Raw genomic sequence first — 16957 nt, 5'->3', positions numbered from 1 at the left:
TGTAGGAGCGAGCCTGCTCGCGAAAAACCCAAGGACGCCAAGGGGCATCTGGTTTTACGCGTTATCGTTCACGATTTTCGCGAGCGAGCTCGCCCCTACAAGGACCGTATCCTGATCAAAGGGCTTTTTCGAAAATCTTCGAATTACGCTGATAGTTGTACAGCGACGCCCGCGCCGACGGCAGACGATCAACGCTGCTCGGCACAAAACCACGCTCGCGGAACCAGTGAGCGGTGCGGGTAGTAAGGACGAATAATGTCTTCAAACCCTGAGTCCGGGCGCGGGTCTCGATGCGCTCCAGCAATTCATCACCGCGACCGCCATGGCGATACTCTGGATTCACCGCCAGGCACGCCAGTTCACCGGCATCCGAATCGGCAATCTGATACAGCGCCGCACAGGCGATGATCATGCCTTCGCGCTCGACCACACTGAACTGTTCGATCTCGCGCTCCAGCACCTCGCGGGAACGGCGCACCAGGATGCCCTGCTCTTCAAGCGGGCTGATCAAGTCCAGCAAACCACCGACGTCTTCAATGGCCGCTTCGCGCACCACTTCGAACTGTTCCTGGGCCACCAGCGTACCGCCACCGTCGCGGGTGAACAGCTCAGTCAGCAGTGCACCGTCTTCGGCATAACTGACGATATGGCTGCGGGCCACGCCGCCACGGCAAGCTTCAGCCGCTGCATCAAGCAATTCTGCCTGGTAGTTACTGCCCAACCGTTGCAGATGCGCCGGCACCTGCTGCGGACGCAGTTCACGCACCAGGCGCCCGTGTTCGTCGATCAGGCCCAGGTCGGCGCCGAACAGCAGCAGCTTGTCCGCGCCCAGGTCGATGGCTGCGCGGGTGGCGACGTCTTCGCAGGCCAGGTTGAAAATCTCCCCGGTCGGCGAATAGCCCAGCGGCGACAACAGCACGATGGAGCGCTCGTCCAGCAGACGGTTGATGCCCTTGCGGTCGACCCGGCGCACTTCGCCGGTGTGGTGATAGTCGACGCCTTCAAGCACGCCGATCGGTCGTGCCGTCACCAGGTTGCCGCTGGCCACCCGCAGGCGCGAACCCTGCATCGGCGACGAAGCCATGTCCATCGACAGGCGAGCCTCAATGGCAATGCGCAACTGGCCAACCGCGTCGATCACGCACTCCAGGGTCGCGGCATCGGTGATGCGCATGCCGTGGTGGTAATGCGGGGTCAGGCCACGGGCCGCGAGGCGCGCTTCGATTTGCGGGCGAGAACCGTGAACCAGCACCAGACGCACACCCAGGCTGTGCAACAGCACCAGGTCGTGGACGATATTGCCGAAATTCGGGTGTTCAACGCCGTCGCCGGGCAGCATGACGACAAAAGTGCAATCGCGGTGGGCGTTGATGTAAGGCGAAGCGTGACGAAGCCAATTGACGTATTCGGGCATGAACCTGGGCCTGTAATAAATAGCAGCCGAAAAAAGGGCGAAACTGAAAACGCACAGCGGGCTGATGGTTATCGTCGGAACAGGCTTGGCGACACGCGCGCTCTCCTCATGAATACGGGTTGGGACATCGGCAATTTAACTGCAAAACCCTGTAGGAGCGAGCTTGCTCGCGATGGATATGAGGACGCCGCGCTCATCCAGGCAGCCCTCGTCATCGTTAACGTCCATCGCGAGCAGGCTCGCTCCTACACGGGTGTCAGGCAATAGTGTTCGATCAGTTGCCTTAATAGATGCACCGTAGGCTGCAAACGTGACATTTCGAGGTATTCCCCCGGCTGATGGGCGCAGGCGATATCACCCGGGCCAAGCACCAGCGTTTCACAGCCAAGACGCTGAAGATAAGGTGCTTCGGTGCCGAACGCCACTGCTTCGGCGCTGTGGCCGGTGAGCTTTTCGGCAATGCGCACCAACTCTGCGTCCTCGGCCTGCTCGAACGGCGGCACTTCGGGGAACAACGGCGCGTAATCGATTTTGACCTGATGCCGCTCGGCAACCGGCTTGAGCTTCTGCAGGATCTCGGCGCGCAGGACCTTGGGGTCCATGCCGGGCAGCGGCCGCAAATCGAATTCCAGCGAACACTGGCCGCAGATGCGGTTGGGGTTGTCGCCGCCATGGATGCAGCCGAAATTCATCGTTGGCGTCGGCACGCCAAACTGTGGATTGCGGAATTCGCGCTGCCATAACAAGCGCAGGCCACGCAGTTCACCGATGGCATCGTGCATGGCTTCCAGGGCGCTGTGCCCCAGGCGCGGGTCGGAGGAATGACCGCTCTGACCAAGGATGTCGATGCGCTCCATCATGATGCCCTTGTGCATGCGGATCGGCTTGAGCCCTGTCGGCTCGCCGATCACCGCCGCCCGCCCCAGCGGTCGCCCCGCTTCGGCCAGCGCGCGGGCACCGGACATCGAACTTTCTTCATCGCAAGTGGCGAGAATCAGCAACGGCTGTTTGAACGGCTGATCGAGCAGCGGTATGACCGCCTCGATGGCCAGGGCGAAAAAGCCCTTCATGTCGCAACTGCCCAGGCCGACCCAACGACCGTCGACTTCAGTGAGCTTCAGCGGGTCGGTTTGCCACAGCGCACCGTCGAACGGCACGGTGTCACTGTGCCCGGCCAGTACCAGGCCGCCGGGGCCGGAGCCGAAACTGGCCAGCAGGTTGAACTTGCCGGGGCTGACTTGCTGGATATCGCAGGTAAAACCCAGCTCACCGAGCCATGTCGCCAGCAGATCGATGACCGGGCGGTTGGTTTGATCGAGACTGGGTTGGGTGCAACTGACGGACGGTGCAGCGATCAACGCAGCGAATTGTTCTTTCATCGACGGCAATGGCATCGCTGACTCCCGGCACCTGAATTGAAGTCCATCATAGAACCAACCGATGACAGGAATAAACCGTCTCGGCGCGTACTAACCTTGAGTCCTGTACACTGCACGACCTTGGCAGCCACACATTCCCCCGGCTGCGCTCCCGATCCTGGATTTTCCGGCCATGCAGAAAGAAACCGAAATCAAACTCCGCGTCAGCCGCGAAACCCTCGCCGCACTGCGCGAGCACCCGTTACTGAAAAAACGCAACAAAAGTGGCTGGGAACGCCGTGAGTTGATGAATCAGTACTTCGACACGCCCGAACGTGACCTGGCCCAGGCCAAAGTCGCCCTGCGCCTGCGCAAGGATGGCGAAGAAGTGATTCAGACCCTCAAGACCCGCGGCCAGAGCGTCGCCGGTCTGTCCGTTCGTAACGAATACGACTGGAACCTGCCCAAGGCCAAGCTCGACCTGAAGAAACTCGACGGCGAATGCTGGCCCGAGGAACTGGCCGAGCTGGACAAGAAGACCCTGAAGCCAATCTTCACCACCGACTTCGTCCGCGAACGCGCGGAACTCGCCTGGGGTCGCGGCAAGACCAAAGTGGTCATCGAAGCCGCGCTGGACCTGGGTCACGTCGTGGTCGGCAAGCAGAAAGAAGAAATCTGCGAGCTGGAACTGGAACTGCGCGAAGGCGAACCGGCAGCCCTGCTGGAACTGGCCGCCGAGCTGGCCGAGAAACTGGCCCTGATGCCATGCGATATCAGCAAGGCCGAGCGCGGTTATCGCCTGTACGACGCCCACAGCTATTCGTTGAGCCTGCCGGCACCGCAAATCACCGCTGAAACGCCGCTGGACGACGCGTTCGCCGCGCTGAGCTGGCATTTGCTGGGCAGCAGCCAGCGTCTGGCCGAGCAGTATCGCTTCAACGGTCACTGGCGCCTGTTGCAGGACTGGGTCGAGTGCCTCGCGGAAATGCGCGCGCTGATCAGCAGCCTGGGCCAGGCCGCTCCGCGTCAGTCGACCCACGATCTGCGTATCGCCCTCGATGCCTTGCTGGAAGACTGGCGCCCGCTGGTCCAGGCCGGCCTGGAAGATGAAGACGTGCGCAAAGCCGCGCCCGAGCAGTTCCTCGAAGAACTCGAAGACCCGCGCTGGGGCCTGTTCTCCCTGACCACCTCGCGCTGGCTGCTGGCCCGCACCTGGGCCGCCGACCGCAACACCCGTGGCAATCGCCAGGGCGCTGCGCAACTGGGCAGCTGGTTGCCGCGCCTGCTGGGCGAAGAAGCCACTTCGTTGCAACTGCAACGTTACCAGCAACAACCGGAAGACCTGGCCGAGCAACTGCCGCGCATCGAACGCATCCAGGTCTGGCTGCACCATGCGCGTAACGTGCTGGAGATCCCGGAAATGGATCGCCTGTACGGCGAGTTGAACAAGCTGGCGCAACTGGCCAACGAGTCGATCACCGACGAAGTCCTGGATGCACGTAAGCAGCAGGCGATTGCGGTGTATCAGAACCGCGCCTGGAAAATGTTGCTGCGCCTGTAATACCGCCATCGCGAGCAAGCTCGCTCCCACAGGATTTATGCGGTCCTTGTGGGAGCGAGCTTGCTCGCGATGAGGCCGGCACAGTCACCGCAAAATTTCAGACCGGCAAACTGGTGGTCGACTTGATCTCCGACAACGCCACGATCGAATTGACCTCCTGAATCCCCGGCACCATCGACAGCTTCTCGAAGAAGAAGCGCTCGTACGCCTCGATGTCCGCCGTGACAATCCGCAGCAAGAAATCCACCGCCCCCATCAGCACGTAACACTCCAGCACCTCCGGAAAGCCGCGAATCGCCTCGGTGAATTCGGTGAAGTTCGAACGCCCGTGGGCATTGAGTTTCACCTCCGCGAAGATCTGCGTGTTCAGGCCGATTTTCTTGCGGTCGAGCAAGGTCACCTGGCCGCGAATGATGCCCTCCTCTTTCATCCGCTGAATCCGCCGCCAGCACGGCGATTGCGAGAGCCCCACCTGCTCGGCGATCTGTGCGCTGGAAAGCGAAGCGTCCTCTTGCAGCAAGGCGAGGATCTTGCGGTCGTAGCTGTCCAGTTCGCTATGCATAAAAAAACCCTTAGCCGCGTAATAAGTGAATTGATTTATTCTTCATTCCTGCAATACAGCCAATCATAGAGAAGAAATACCCGGCACAGGATGTAAACATTTCTCCAATGATTCTGGAGCCTGACCATGCCGTATCTCGAAGCCGCGAACACCCCACCTGCCCGCGCCGATGTCTGGAACGTCGGCAACGCCCATTGCCGGGTTCGCTATCAAATGACGGCCGAGGCTGAACCGGACCTGCTGTGTCGCGCCCTCAATCTGTTCGCCCTGCAATTGCTCACGCCGGAGCAGGTCAGCGCGCAGCGCCAGGACGACTGGTTGACCATCGAAGTTGTCATCGACGGTTTGAGCTGGCACCGCGCGCAAGTGATTGCGGAAAAACTTCGCAACCTGATCAGCGTCTGCTCAGTGGAGCTGCAAGAAGCTGATGCCCCATGGACCGAAGCGGTTCAAGCGGCGGGCTGAAAAACTCCGAAACGGCTTTGTCGGGTAGTGGCCCAGCGGTCAGCCGGGCCACGGCTATCCTTTGCGCACTGTCGTTCAAAAGGAGCCCGCATGTCCGTACAAATCGCCCTTCAGGACCGCTGGCTGGATCTCAATGATCTACTGCGCGAACTCGTCGCCCAGGGCTTTATCAGCCAGGATTCGGCCGAACACGCACTCAATGCCCGCCGCCGCAACGCCTCCCTTGGGCAGATGCATCCGCTGGAGTTCATTGCCAGCCAACAGCTGGACGATCTCAGCCGCCCCGGCAAACCGCTGGACCTCGAGAGCCTGACCCTGTGGCTGTCCCGGCAGGCCGGCCAGCCTTACCTGCGCATCGACCCACTGAAAATCAACGTCGCGGCCGTGACCCCGCTGATGTCCTATGCCTTCGCCCAGCGCCACAAGATCCTCGCGGTAGCCATCGACCGCGAGGCGGTAACCGTGGCCAGCGCCCAGCCTTATGTCAGCGGCTGGGAGGCTGACCTGACCCACGTGCTCAAATTGCCGATCAAGCGTGTAGTGGCCAACCCCGTGGACATCCAGCGCTTGAGCGTCGAATTCTTCCGCCTGGCCAAGTCGGTCACCGGGGCGAACAGCGCCGACCCGCAAGTCAGTACCCTCGGCAATTTCGAACAGCTGCTCAACCTCGGCGCCAGCGACCAGGAGCCGGACGCCAACGACGCCCACATCGTCAATATCGTCGATTGGCTGTTCCAGTACGCGTTCCAGCAACGCGCCAGCGACATCCATATCGAGCCCCGGCGCGAGCAAGGCACGGTGCGCTTTCGCATCGACGGCGTGCTGCACAACGTCTATCAATTCCCGCCCCAGGTCACCATGGCCATCGTCAGTCGCCTGAAAACCCTGGGGCGCATGAACGTCGCGGAGAAACGCAAACCCCAGGACGGCCGGGTGAAAACCAAGACTCCGGACGGCGGTGAAGTCGAATTGCGTTTGTCGACACTGCCCACGGCCTTCGGCGAAAAAATGGTCATGCGGATCTTCGATCCGGAAGTATTGCTCAAGGACTTCGACCAGCTTGGTTTCTCCGCCGACGACCTGCGCCGCTGGCAAGACATGACCCGCCAGCCCCACGGCATCATCCTCGTTACCGGGCCGACGGGTTCGGGCAAGACCACCACCCTCTACACCACCCTGAAAAAACTGGCGACGCCGGAGGTCAACCTCTGCACCATCGAAGACCCGATTGAAATGGTCGAGCCGGCGTTCAACCAGATGCAGGTCCAGCACAACATCGACCTGACCTTCGCCGCCGGCGTGCGCGCACTGATGCGGCAAGACCCGGACATCATCATGATCGGCGAGATCCGCGACCTCGAAACCGCGGAGATGGCGATCCAGGCGGCGCTCACCGGGCACCTGGTGCTGTCGACCCTGCACACCAACGACGCGCCCAGCGCCATCAGCCGTCTTCTGGAGCTCGGCGTGCCGCATTACCTGATCAAGGCCACAGTGCTTGGCGTCATGGCCCAGCGACTGGTGCGAACCCTGTGCCCGCACTGCAAGGCGCCGCTGACGCTGGGCGAAGACGACTGGCAAACCCTGACCCGTCCCTGGCAAGCACCGTTGCCGGCCAATGCCCAGCGTGCCATCGGTTGCGTGGAATGCCGCGACACCGGTTATCGCGGTCGCGCCGGGGTCTACGAAATCATGCAACTGAGCGATGGCATCAAGGCGTTGATCAGTCCCGACACCGATCTGCTGGCCGTGCGGCGCCAGGCATTCAAGGAGGGCATGCGCAGCCTGCGGTTGTCAGGAGCGCAAAAGGTCGCCGCCGGGCTGACGACTATCGAGGAGATTCTGCGCGTGACTCCCCAGAGCGAGCAGAACTGAGCCTGGCTGTACTGATCCGGCATCGGCACAGCTACACTTCAGCCATTGCAACTCCACAGATCCACACATCAACAAGGAATCGTTATGCAGATCGGTAGTGTGCTTTTGCTTTTTGTCGGCCTGGTGGTCGCCATTCTGTTCATGGGTTTCAAGGTCGTGCCCCAAGGCTTTGAATGGACCGTCGAGCGTTTCGGTCGCTACACCAACACGCTCAAGCCGGGGCTGAACGTCATCATTCCGGTCATGGACCGCATCGGCCGCAAGATGAATGTGATGGAAAGCGTGCTGGATATTCCGCCACAGGAAGTCATCACCGCCGACAACGCCACGGTGCAAATCGACGCCGTGTGCTTCTTCCAGGTGGTCAACACCGCCCAGGCGGCCTACGAGGTCAACAACCTCGAACACGCCATCCGCAACCTGCTGCAAACCAATATCCGCACCGTGCTCGGCTCGATGGAGCTCGACGCCATGCTCAGCCAGCGTGACGGGATCAACGAAAAACTGCTGCGCACCGTCGACGAAGCGACCGCGCCTTGGGGCATCAAGATCACCCGGATCGAGATCAAGGACATCAGCCCGCCCGCCGACCTGATGGCGGCGATGTCGGGGCAGATGAAAGCCGAGCGAATCAAGCGTGCGCAGATCCTCGAGGCCGAGGGCCTGCGCGCCGCAGCGATCCTGACCGCCGAAGGCAAGAAGCAGGCGCAGATCCTCGAAGCCGAAGGCAGTCGCCAGGCCGCATTCCTGGAAGCCGAAGCCCGCGAGCGGCAAGCCGCGGCAGAAGCCCAGGCCACTAAAGTCGTGTCCGAAGCCATCGCCAGCGGCAACGTGCAGGCGGTGAACTACTTCGTGGCGCAGAAGTACATCGATGCGCTGGGCAAGTTGTCCTCGGCCAACAACAGCAAGGTGATCCTGATGCCGCTGGAAGCCAGTTCGATGATCGGTGCGGTGGGCGGCATTGGCGAAATCGTCAAGGCCACTTTCGATAACAAGAAAGCCTGAGGCACGCCATGTGGGCATTTTTGCAGCACCTTTCATTCTGGGACTGGTTGGCGCTGGGCACGGTGCTGTTGATTCTCGAAGTGTTCGGCGCCGGCGGTTATCTGCTGTGGATCGGTATGGCCGCGGCAACCGTGGGCGTCTTGACCTTCCTGATGCCGGACCTGTCTTGGGAATGGCAGTTTCTGTTGTTCGGCCTGCTGTCGATCACCACCGCGTTGTACTGGTGGCGGCGTCAGCGCACGGCGATGCGTCCCAGTGATCAGCCGCACCTGAATCTGCGCGGCCAGGAACTCATCGGCAAAACCTTCGTGGTGCATGAAGCGATTGTCGACGGTCGCGGCAAGATCAAGGTGGCTGACGGCGTGTGGATGGCCCGCGGGCCGGACACCGCCACTGGCAGCCGCGTGCGGGTGGTCGGCCAGCAAGGCGCCATCCTGCTGGTCGAAGCGGCGGATTAAGCGACCACGGAACTCGATTGGGGGTTGGCAATCCAACCGCGTACTCAACCCAGTGGAGTCACCTTGTCATGCGTTTCAAACTTGCTGTCGCTACCGTCGCGCTGTTGTCCCTGCCTGTCGGTTCGGCGATGGCCGATACTTTTTGGCGTAACGTTCTTACGTCCGGTGCAACCACCGGTTCGAGCTATCTGACATCCAAGGATAACAAGCTGGTCGTCGCGGCCCAGGACGATGCCAGCAGCTTCGTCGCCAGTGACGGCGGTATCCGCGGTCCGTACCTGGAAGCGGCCATGCAGAAGGTCCGCGCCGAAAACCCGGGCCTGCAAGCCACGGACATGGAACTGGCGAACGCGATCCTGGCGAAGAATGCCGTGGCTTCGGAGTAACCGTTGCGAATGAAAAATGCCGCTCAATTGAGCGGCATTTTTTTGCCTTGCGAACACAAATCTCATGTTCACCGAGCCGCCCTGTGGGAGCGAGCTTGCTCGCGATAGCGGTGGATCAGTAAAAACTTCATTGACTGTCACACCGCAATCGCGAGCAAGCTCGCTCCTACAGGGGTTATGTGTTGCCTGAGATGTCAGCGGTAATCATCCACCGGCACACACGCACAAAACAGGTTCCGGTCCCCATACACGTTGTCCACCCGGTTCACCACCGGCCAGTATTTGTGAGCCTTGGTGTGCGCGTCCGGCGTGACCGCTTGCACGATGCTGTAGGGTCGTTCCCACACGCCGGTGATATCGGCCAACGTATGCGGCGCACCTTTCAACGGGTTTTCTTCAGCCGGCCAATTACCGTTCTGCACCTCGTTGATTTCCGCGCGGATGCTCAGCATCGCCCCGATGAACCGGTCCAGCTCCGCCTTCGATTCACTTTCGGTCGGCTCGACCATCAGCGTCCCCGGCACGGGAAACGACATGGTCGGGGCATGGAAGCCGTAATCCATCAGACGCTTGGCCACGTCCTCCTCGGTAATGCCGGTCAACGCCTTGAGCGGTCGCAGGTCGAGGATGCATTCGTGGGCCACCCGTTCGTTGCGCCCGGTATAGAGCACCGGGAAAGCACCGGACAAATGCCGCGCCAGGTAATTCGCGGCCAGGATCGCCACTTCGCTGGCGTCCGCCAGTTGCGGCCCCATCATGGCGATGTACATCCAGCTGATTGGCAGAATGCTTGCGCTGCCCCAAGGCGCTGCGCTGACGGCGCCATTTTGCGGGTGCGGCCCGTCGATTGGCACCACCGGATGGTTGGCCACGAACGGCGCCAGATGCGCCCGAACACCAATCGGCCCCATGCCCGGCCCACCGCCACCATGGGGAATGCAGAAGGTCTTGTGCAGGTTCATGTGCGAGACATCGGCACCAATATCGGCCGGCCGCGCCAACCCCACCTGAGCGTTGAGGTTGGCGCCATCCATGTACACCTGCCCCCCGTGCTGGTGGATCACCTCACAGATTTCGCTGATGCCTTCCTCATACACCCCATGGGTCGAAGGATAGGTCGCCATCAGGCAGGCGAGTTTTTCGGCGGCTTGCGCGGCTTTTTCCTTGAGGTCATCCAGGTCGACGTTGCCCGCCTCGTCGCACTCGACGATCACCACGCGCATCCCGGCCATTTGCGCCGACGCGGGATTGGTGCCGTGAGCCGACGAAGGAATCAGGCAGATATCGCGGCCGCCCTGTTGCCGGCTCTCATGGTATTTGCGGATCGCCAGCAGCCCGGCGTATTCGCCCTGGGCACCGGAGTTGGGTTGCATGCAAATCGCGTCGAAACCGGTGATCGCGCACAACCAGCGCTCCAGTTCCTCGATCATCAGCCCATAACCGGCGGCCTGCTCCTTGGGCACGAACGGGTGCAGGTTGGCGAACTGCGGCCAGGTAATCGGGATCATCTCGCTGGTGGCGTTGAGCTTCATGGTGCAGGAGCCCAATGGGATCATCGATTGATTGAGCGCCAGGTCCTTGTTTTCCAGCTGCTTGAGGTAGCGCAGCATCTCGGTTTCGCTGTGATGGGCGCTGAACACGGGGTGACGCAGATAAGGTGAAGTTCGCACCAGCCCTTGGGGAATTCCGCCAGGCAAGACTTCGGCATCCAGGTCGTCGATGCTGAGCCCGTGATCGGCCCCCAGGAACACGTCGAACAGCTTCGCCACGGTGCCTTCGTCGCAGGTCTCGTCGAGACTCAAGCCCAGTTGGCCGCGCCCGAGAATGCGCAGGTTGATCTGCGCAGCCCGGGCACTTTCGATGATGGCGGTCTGGGTTCCGCCGACTTCCAGCGTCAGGGTGTCGAAGAAGTGCCGGTTGACCCGGACGATACCGTTGCGCTCAAGCCCGGCGGCAAGGATGCAGGTCAGCCGATGAACCCGCTGGGCAATTCGCTTGAGCCCTTCGGGGCCGTGGTAGACCGCATAGAAACTGGCGATATTGGCCAGCAGCACCTGGGCCGTGCAGATGTTGGAGTTGGCCTTCTCCCGGCGAATGTGTTGCTCGCGGGTTTGCAGGGCCATGCGCAGGGCGGTGTTGCCCCGCGCATCTTTCGAAACACCGATGATCCGCCCGGGAATCGCACGCTTGTATTCATCGCGGCTGGCAAAAAACGCCGCATGAGGCCCACCGTAGCCCATGGGCACACCAAATCGCTGGGACGAGCCGAACACCACATCGGCACCCAGTTCACCCGGCGGAGTCAACAACAACAGGCTCAGCAAATCCGTGGCGACACAGGCCAGGGCCTGTTGCGCGTGCAGGTGATCAATCAGCGGTCGCAGGTCGTGGATTTCACCGTGGGTGTCAGGGTATTGCAGCAGCGCGCCGAACACCTGGTGCCGCTTCAAGTTATCCACAGTGTCGACGATCAGATCGAAGCCGAAACCTTCAGCGCGGGTCTGCACCACGGAAATGGTTTGCGGGTGGCAGTTTTCGTCGACAAAGAACAGGTTGCTTTTGGACTTGGCGACCCGCTTGGCCAGGGCCATGGCCTCCGCAGCGGCGGTGGCTTCATCGAGCAGCGAGGCATTGGCCAGTTCCAGGCCGGTCAGGTCGATGGTCAGTTGCTGGAAGTTCAGCAGCGCTTCAAGTCGCCCTTGGGCGATCTCTGGCTGATAGGGGGTGTATGCGGTGTACCAGCCGGGATTTTCCAGCACATTACGCAGAATGACCGCAGGTGTGAGGGTGCCGTGGTAGCCCATGCCGATCAGGCTGGTCCAGACCTGGTTCTGCTCGGCATAACCGCGCAGCTTGGCCAGCGCGGCCTCTTCATCGAGTGCCGGGGGCAGGTCCAACGGTCGGTTGAGGCGGATGCCCGGCGGCACCGTCTGCTCGATCAAATCGACCCGACTGCCCAGGCCGAGGCTGTCGAGCATCGCCTGTTGCTCGGCGGCATCGGGCCCGAGGTGGCGGCGCAGAAAGGCATTGGGGTCGCGTAACTGGCTCAGGGACGGCAATTGGGACATGACGGGCTCTCTCTTGACTGGCGCTCAGCGTCGATGCAACACGGTCAAACCAGCATAGCAGCCACTCTGTAGGAGCGAGCTTGCTCGCGATGACCCCGAGCGCGCCGCGGGGTCTCAGGTTGCAGCGTTATCGTTAACGACCATCGCGAGCAAGCTCGCTCCTACAAGGGAAATTCGCCAGACAACAAAAAGCCCCGACGAGTCGGGGCTTTGGATGACGCTGAAGGCTTACTCGCCGATGGCGGCCTTGTAGCCGGCGGCATCCAGCAGTTTTTCCAGGTCTGCAGCGTTGCTTGGCTTGATCTTGAAGATCCACGCGCCGTACGGGTCGCTGTTGAGCAGTTCCGGCGAAGCGCTCAAGTCTTCGTTGACCGCGATCACTTCACCGGCAATCGGGGAGTAGATGTCGGAAGCGGCTTTCACCGATTCAACGACACCGGCCTGATCTTCAGCGGCAAACACGTTGCCGACTTCAGTCAGCTCGACGAACACCACATCACCCAGCGCTTCCTGCGCGTGATCGCTGATGCCCACGGTGACGGTGCCATCGGCTTCCAGACGTGCCCATTCGTGACTTTCGGCAAAACGCAGGTCGGCAGGGATATCGCTCATGTTCTGTGTCCTCAGGAAATGGTCGGCGGTCATGTCCGCCAGAAAAGATTAGATCAAGGTTTTGCCGTGGCGTACGAAGGTCGGTTTGACCACCCGGACCGGGTACCACTTGCCACGGATTTCCACTTCAGCGCGGTCGGCTGTTGCCATCGGCACGCGCGCCAGTGCAATCGACTTGCTTAGCGTAGGAGAGAAACTACCACTGGTGATCTCCCCTTCGCCAACATCGGCGATGCGGACCACCTGATGAGCACGCAAAACACCACGCTCCTCAAGGACCAGACCGACCAGTTTGTGCTGTACACCGGCGGCCTGCTCGGTTTCCAGCGCCTTGCGCCCGATGAACTGCCGGGTGGCAGGTTCCCAGGCAATGCTCCAGGCCATATTGGAGGCCAAGGGTGAAATATCCTGCTGGATGTCCTGACCGTAAAGGTTCATGCCGGCTTCGACCCGCAAGGTATCCCGCGCGCCGAGGCCGATGGGAGAAATCCCGGCTCCGACCAGATCGTTGAAAAAGCCTGGCGCCTGATCGGCCGGCAGAATGATTTCCAGGCCGTCTTCGCCGGTATAACCGGTGCGTGCGATGAACCAGTCACCATCGGACAGGCCTTCGAAAGGCTTGAGGAGCTGGATCAGGTTGCCGCGGGACTGACTGACCAATTCGGCAATTTTCAGTCGGGCGTGGGGGCCCTGGATGGCCAGCATCGCCAACTCGGAACGCTCGCGAAGTTGCACATCGAAACCGTCGAGATGCGCTTGCATCCAGGCCAAGTCCTGATCGCGGGTGGAGGCGTTGACCACCAGGCGATAACCCTCATCGAGACGGTAGACGATCATGTCGTCGACAATCCCGCCCTGCTCGTTGAGCATGGTGCTGTACAACGCACGGCCTGGGCTGTGCAGGCGTTCGACATCATTGGCCAGTAAATGCCGGAGCCAGGCTTTGGCCTGGGCGCCACCGACATCGATTACGGTCATGTGGGATACATCGAAGACACCGCAATCGCGGCGCACCTGATGGTGTTCCTCGACCTGCGATCCATAATGCAGAGGCATGTCCCAACCGCCAAAATCGACCATCTTCGCGCCGAGTGCGAGATGAAGGTCATACAGAGGCGTACGCTGTCCCATGGGTTTCTCCTTCCGGGCGTGGCGAAGGTGCGGGCAGGTGCTACACGGACTGAATGCCTTGAAACAAAGGACCTTCAGCCAATTTCAGCTACCTGGTCTGTCAGACGGACCGCACCGAATGCCGCGCATTGTAGCCGCAAGGTGTAGGACTGACACCTAGCTGTTTCGATGAGCTGAGCGTCGGATCAATCCGATGACCGGTAACAGCCCGACCAGCACCAGGGTCAATGCCGGCAAAGACGCCCGCGCCCATTCGCCTTCGCTGGTCATTTCGAAGATTCGCACCGCCAGCGTGTCCCAGCCAAACGGGCGCATCAGCAAGGTTGCGGGCATTTCCTTGAGCACATCGACGAACACCAGCAGCGCTGCGCTCAACGTGCCGGGTAGCAATAGTGGCAGATACACTTTGAAAAACAGTCGTGGCCCACTGACGCCAAGGCTACGTGCCGCTTCGGGCAAAGATGGCCGTATACGCGCCAGGCTGCTTTCCAGCGGTCCGTAAGCCACCGCAATGAAGCGCACCAGATAGGCCAGCAACAACGCCGACAGACTGCCCAGCAGCAGCGGTTTACCCGCACCACCGAGCCAGCTCGAGAGCGGGATCACCAGTTCGCGGTCCAGGTAACTGAACGCGAGCATGATCGACACCGCCAGCACCGAACCGGGCAAGGCGTAGCCCAGGTTGGCCAGACTGACCCCGGAACGAATGACCCGGGTGGGCGCCAGTCGTCGGGCAAACGCCAGTAACAAGGCGACGCTGACGGTGATCAACGCCGCCATCGCCCCCAGGTACAAGGTATGGACGATCAACCCGGTGTAGCGCTCGTCGAGATCGAAGCGCCCACGCAGCCAGAACCACACCACCAATTGCAGCAAAGGGATAACGAAAGCACAGGCGAACACCAGGCAGCACCACGTCGTGGCCGCCAGTGCCTTGACGCCTCGCAGGTGATACAGCGCCTTGACCCGTGGTCGCTCGTTACTCGCCCGGTTCGCCCCACGGGCACGCCGTTCGCCGTAGAGAACGAGCATCACCACCAGCAGCAACAAGCTGGCCAGTTGCGCGGCGGACGACAGGCTGAAAAAACCGTACCAGGTCTTGTAGATGGCCGTGGTGAAGGTATCGAAGTTGAATACCGACACTGCGCCGAAGTCCGCCAGGGTTTCCATCAGTGCCAATGCCACGCCCGCACCGATGGCTGGCCGCGCCATGGGCAATGCCACCCGCCAGAACGCTTGCCAGGGCGATTGACCAAGGACCCGCGCGGCTTCCATCAGGCCTTTGCCCTGGGCGAGGAAGGCGGTGCGCGCCAGCAGGTAAACATAGGGATAAAAGACCAGCACGAGCACGACGATCACGCCACCCGTGGAGCGCACGCGCGGCAGCCGCAGGCCACTGCCAAACCACTCGCGCAGCAGGGTTTGCACGGGCCCGGCAAAATCCAGCAGGCCGACGAAGACGAAGGCCAGCACATAGGCCGGGATCGCGAAGGGCAGCATCAATGCCCAGTCCAGCCAGCGCCGACCGGGGAATTCGCAAAGGCTGGTGAGCCAGGCCAGGCTGACACCCAGGACTGTCACGCCGACACCGACGCCTAGCACCAGGGTCAGGGTATTGCCCAGCAAACGCGGCATCTGCGTGTCCCAGAGATGAGACCAGATCTGTTGATCGATGGTTTGCCAGGACAGCAGCAACACGCTCAGGGGCAACAGGACCAGCGCAGCAATGGCGAAGACGACTGGATACCAGCGGCGTTGGGCGGGATGGGCCACAGGCTTGGTTCTCTACTATCTAATGGATGAGATCGACACTGGTAGGAGCGAGCTCGCTCGCGAAAAACGTCAACGATAACTCGGGAAGCCTGACGGTCCGCGGTGCCCTGACGTTCATCGCGAGCAAGCTCGCTCCTACAGCGTCAGGGGTGCGTAACGCAAAAACAAACGCCCCGCCTAGGCGGGGCGCAGCATAACAGCTGGCTCAGTTCCAGCCAGCCTTGTCCATCATGCGAATAGCCTCAGCCTGGCGCTTGCCGGCGATTTCCACAGGCAAGGTATCAGCGATGAACTTGCCCCATGCGGCGACTTCAGCCGATGGCTGCACGGCCGGATTCGCCGGGAACTCCTGGTTCACGTCGGCAAAGATTTTCTGCGCTTCAGGGGTGGTCATCCACTCCACCAGAGCCTTGGCCGCTTCCGGGTGTGGCGCGTGTTGTGTCAGGCCGATACCCGACAGGTTGATGTGTACGCCACGGTCAGCCTGGTTCGGCCAGAACAGTTTCACCGGCAGGTCTGGCTTCTGCTTGTGCAGGCGGCCGTAGTAGTAGGTGTTGACGATACCGACGTCACACTGGCCGGCGTTGATCGCTTCCAGCACGGCAGTGTCGTCGGAGAACACGTCAGTGGACAGGTTCCTGACCCAGCCCTTGAGGATTTCCTCGGTCTTCCCGGCGCCGTGTACTTCGATCATGGTCGCGGTCAGGGACTGGTTGTAGACCTTCTTCGCCGTGCGCAGGCACAGGCGGCCTTCCCATTGTTTGTCGGCCAGCGCTTCGTAGGTGGTCAGTTCACCCGGCTTCACCCGATCTGTGGAGTAGGCAATGGTCCGCGCCCGCAGGCTCAGGCCGGTCCAGGCGTGGGAGGCTGCCCGGTATTGCAGCGGAATATTGGTGTCGATGGTTTTCGAGGTGAACGGCTGGAGGATGCCCATCTGCTCGGCTTGCCAGAGGTTGCCGGCATCGACGGTGAGCAGCAGGTCGGCCGGCGTATTCGCGCCCTCGGCCTTGAGCCGCTGCATCAGCGGCGCTTCCTTGTCGGTGATGAACTTCACCTTCACGCCGGTCTTGGCGGTGTAGGCATCGAATACTGGCTTGATCAGCTCGTCGATTCGCGAGGAGTAGACCACCACTTCGTCAGCGGCCTGGGCGGCGGTGCTGCCGATCAGGGTCAAGGCCAGTGCAGTCAGTAGACGCTTCGGTGCCAACATGGGAGCGGTCTCTCGATTGAAAAATGAGGACAAATGATAAGGACTCACATTTAGCTTCTCAATCGAACCCGCTTGCGGA

Annotated in this window: 14 protein-coding genes; 6 read left to right on the top strand and 8 right to left on the bottom strand. The window is 61.2% G+C overall.

From position 1 onward, the window contains the following. Nucleotides 1-115: 115 nt before the first annotated feature. Nucleotides 116-1414 carry an amino-acid N-acetyltransferase gene (gene argA, locus AC1RDQ_RS05785; protein ID WP_492586697.1) on the bottom strand — a complete coding sequence of 433 codons (1299 nt, stop codon included), beginning with the start codon at nucleotides 1412-1414 and terminating at the stop codon, nucleotides 116-118. A gap of 245 nt (nucleotides 1415-1659) precedes the next feature. Beyond that, on the bottom strand, nucleotides 1660-2808 hold the full coding sequence (gene argE / locus AC1RDQ_RS05780) for an acetylornithine deacetylase (RefSeq protein ID WP_057712837.1): 1149 nt from the start codon (nucleotides 2806-2808) through the stop codon (nucleotides 1660-1662). A 157-nt stretch (nucleotides 2809-2965) separates the two neighbouring features. On the opposite strand from argE, the gene AC1RDQ_RS05775 reads away from it, so the two are divergent. Beyond that, nucleotides 2966-4333, top strand: coding sequence for a CYTH domain-containing protein (locus tag AC1RDQ_RS05775; RefSeq protein WP_340312837.1), 1368 nt, complete (start codon nucleotides 2966-2968; stop codon nucleotides 4331-4333). A gap of 97 nt (nucleotides 4334-4430) precedes the next feature. Here the strand turns inward: AC1RDQ_RS05775 and AC1RDQ_RS05770 are convergent, their stop codons facing one another. Next, nucleotides 4431-4895: an Lrp/AsnC family transcriptional regulator gene (locus AC1RDQ_RS05770; RefSeq protein WP_007978926.1), complete on the bottom strand. Its 465-nt coding sequence runs from the start codon at nucleotides 4893-4895 to the stop codon at nucleotides 4431-4433. A 126-nt stretch (nucleotides 4896-5021) separates the two neighbouring features. Between AC1RDQ_RS05770 and AC1RDQ_RS05765 the strand changes: the two genes are divergently transcribed. From AC1RDQ_RS05765 to AC1RDQ_RS05745, 5 genes are all read left to right on the top strand, one after another. Then, on the top strand, nucleotides 5022-5360 hold the full coding sequence (locus AC1RDQ_RS05765; protein ID WP_429521749.1) for an ACT-like domain-containing protein: 339 nt from the start codon (nucleotides 5022-5024) through the stop codon (nucleotides 5358-5360). Between the two features lie 90 nt (nucleotides 5361-5450). Beyond that, nucleotides 5451-7235, top strand: coding sequence for a type IV pilus assembly ATPase TfpB (gene tfpB / locus AC1RDQ_RS05760; protein ID WP_090452058.1), 1785 nt, complete (start codon nucleotides 5451-5453; stop codon nucleotides 7233-7235). A gap of 84 nt (nucleotides 7236-7319) precedes the next feature. Continuing rightward, nucleotides 7320-8240 (top strand): SPFH domain-containing protein, encoded by a 921-nt coding sequence (locus AC1RDQ_RS05755; RefSeq protein ID WP_057712833.1) that lies wholly within the window; start codon nucleotides 7320-7322, stop codon nucleotides 8238-8240. 8 nt (nucleotides 8241-8248) lie between these two features. Further along, the gene (locus tag AC1RDQ_RS05750) at nucleotides 8249-8698 is read left to right on the top strand and encodes an NfeD family protein (protein ID WP_057712832.1); all 450 of its coding nucleotides are present in this window, start codon (nucleotides 8249-8251) and stop codon (nucleotides 8696-8698) included. Nucleotides 8699-8766: 68 nt separating this feature from the next. Beyond that, complete coding sequence (locus AC1RDQ_RS05745; RefSeq protein WP_057712831.1) at nucleotides 8767-9084, top strand: DUF2388 domain-containing protein; 318 nt, start codon at nucleotides 8767-8769, stop codon at nucleotides 9082-9084. Nucleotides 9085-9278: 194 nt separating this feature from the next. Here the strand turns inward: AC1RDQ_RS05745 and gcvP are convergent, their stop codons facing one another. The 5 genes from gcvP to AC1RDQ_RS05720 form a co-directional block, all read right to left on the bottom strand. Then, nucleotides 9279-12152 (bottom strand): aminomethyl-transferring glycine dehydrogenase, encoded by a 2874-nt coding sequence (gene gcvP, locus AC1RDQ_RS05740; protein ID WP_492586696.1) that lies wholly within the window; start codon nucleotides 12150-12152, stop codon nucleotides 9279-9281. 228 nt (nucleotides 12153-12380) lie between these two features. Next, nucleotides 12381-12764 (bottom strand): glycine cleavage system protein GcvH, encoded by a 384-nt coding sequence (gene gcvH / locus AC1RDQ_RS05735; RefSeq protein WP_057712829.1) that lies wholly within the window; start codon nucleotides 12762-12764, stop codon nucleotides 12381-12383. 48 nt (nucleotides 12765-12812) lie between these two features. Next, nucleotides 12813-13895 carry a glycine cleavage system aminomethyltransferase GcvT gene (gene gcvT / locus AC1RDQ_RS05730; RefSeq protein ID WP_492586694.1) on the bottom strand — a complete coding sequence of 361 codons (1083 nt, stop codon included), beginning with the start codon at nucleotides 13893-13895 and terminating at the stop codon, nucleotides 12813-12815. Between the two features lie 156 nt (nucleotides 13896-14051). Next, complete coding sequence (locus AC1RDQ_RS05725) at nucleotides 14052-15668, bottom strand: ABC transporter permease (RefSeq protein WP_492586692.1); 1617 nt, start codon at nucleotides 15666-15668, stop codon at nucleotides 14052-14054. A gap of 205 nt (nucleotides 15669-15873) precedes the next feature. Continuing rightward, nucleotides 15874-16878, bottom strand: coding sequence for an extracellular solute-binding protein (locus AC1RDQ_RS05720; RefSeq protein ID WP_057712826.1), 1005 nt, complete (start codon nucleotides 16876-16878; stop codon nucleotides 15874-15876). Nucleotides 16879-16957 lie beyond the last annotated feature (79 nt).

This window comes from Pseudomonas sp. GW823-FHT02E01, from assembly GCF_058797535.1.
The sequence above is the reverse complement of the archived record's forward strand: the minus strand, read 5'-3'. Positions and strand labels throughout refer to the sequence as shown.

Excerpts from the sequence above, each read along its gene's own strand:
- AC1RDQ_RS05770 (WP_007978926.1), bottom strand. The coding sequence starts at position 4,895 with ATGCATAGCGAACTGGACAGCTACGACCGCAAGATCCTCGCCTTGCTG.
- AC1RDQ_RS05720 (WP_057712826.1), bottom strand. The coding sequence starts at position 16,878 with ATGTTGGCACCGAAGCGTCTACTGACTGCACTGGCCTTGACCCTGATC.
- gcvP (WP_492586696.1), bottom strand. The coding sequence starts at position 12,152 with ATGTCCCAATTGCCGTCCCTGAGCCAGTTACGCGACCCCAATGCCTTT.
- AC1RDQ_RS05775 (WP_340312837.1), top strand. The coding sequence starts at position 2,966 with ATGCAGAAAGAAACCGAAATCAAACTCCGCGTCAGCCGCGAAACCCTC.
- AC1RDQ_RS05750 (WP_057712832.1), top strand. The coding sequence starts at position 8,249 with ATGTGGGCATTTTTGCAGCACCTTTCATTCTGGGACTGGTTGGCGCTG.
- argA (WP_492586697.1), bottom strand. The coding sequence starts at position 1,414 with ATGCCCGAATACGTCAATTGGCTTCGTCACGCTTCGCCTTACATCAAC.
- tfpB (WP_090452058.1), top strand. The coding sequence starts at position 5,451 with ATGTCCGTACAAATCGCCCTTCAGGACCGCTGGCTGGATCTCAATGAT.
- argE (WP_057712837.1), bottom strand. The coding sequence starts at position 2,808 with ATGCCATTGCCGTCGATGAAAGAACAATTCGCTGCGTTGATCGCTGCA.
- gcvT (WP_492586694.1), bottom strand. The coding sequence starts at position 13,895 with ATGGGACAGCGTACGCCTCTGTATGACCTTCATCTCGCACTCGGCGCG.
- AC1RDQ_RS05765 (WP_429521749.1), top strand. The coding sequence starts at position 5,022 with ATGCCGTATCTCGAAGCCGCGAACACCCCACCTGCCCGCGCCGATGTC.
- AC1RDQ_RS05755 (WP_057712833.1), top strand. The coding sequence starts at position 7,320 with ATGCAGATCGGTAGTGTGCTTTTGCTTTTTGTCGGCCTGGTGGTCGCC.
- gcvH (WP_057712829.1), bottom strand. The coding sequence starts at position 12,764 with ATGAGCGATATCCCTGCCGACCTGCGTTTTGCCGAAAGTCACGAATGG.
- AC1RDQ_RS05745 (WP_057712831.1), top strand. The coding sequence starts at position 8,767 with ATGCGTTTCAAACTTGCTGTCGCTACCGTCGCGCTGTTGTCCCTGCCT.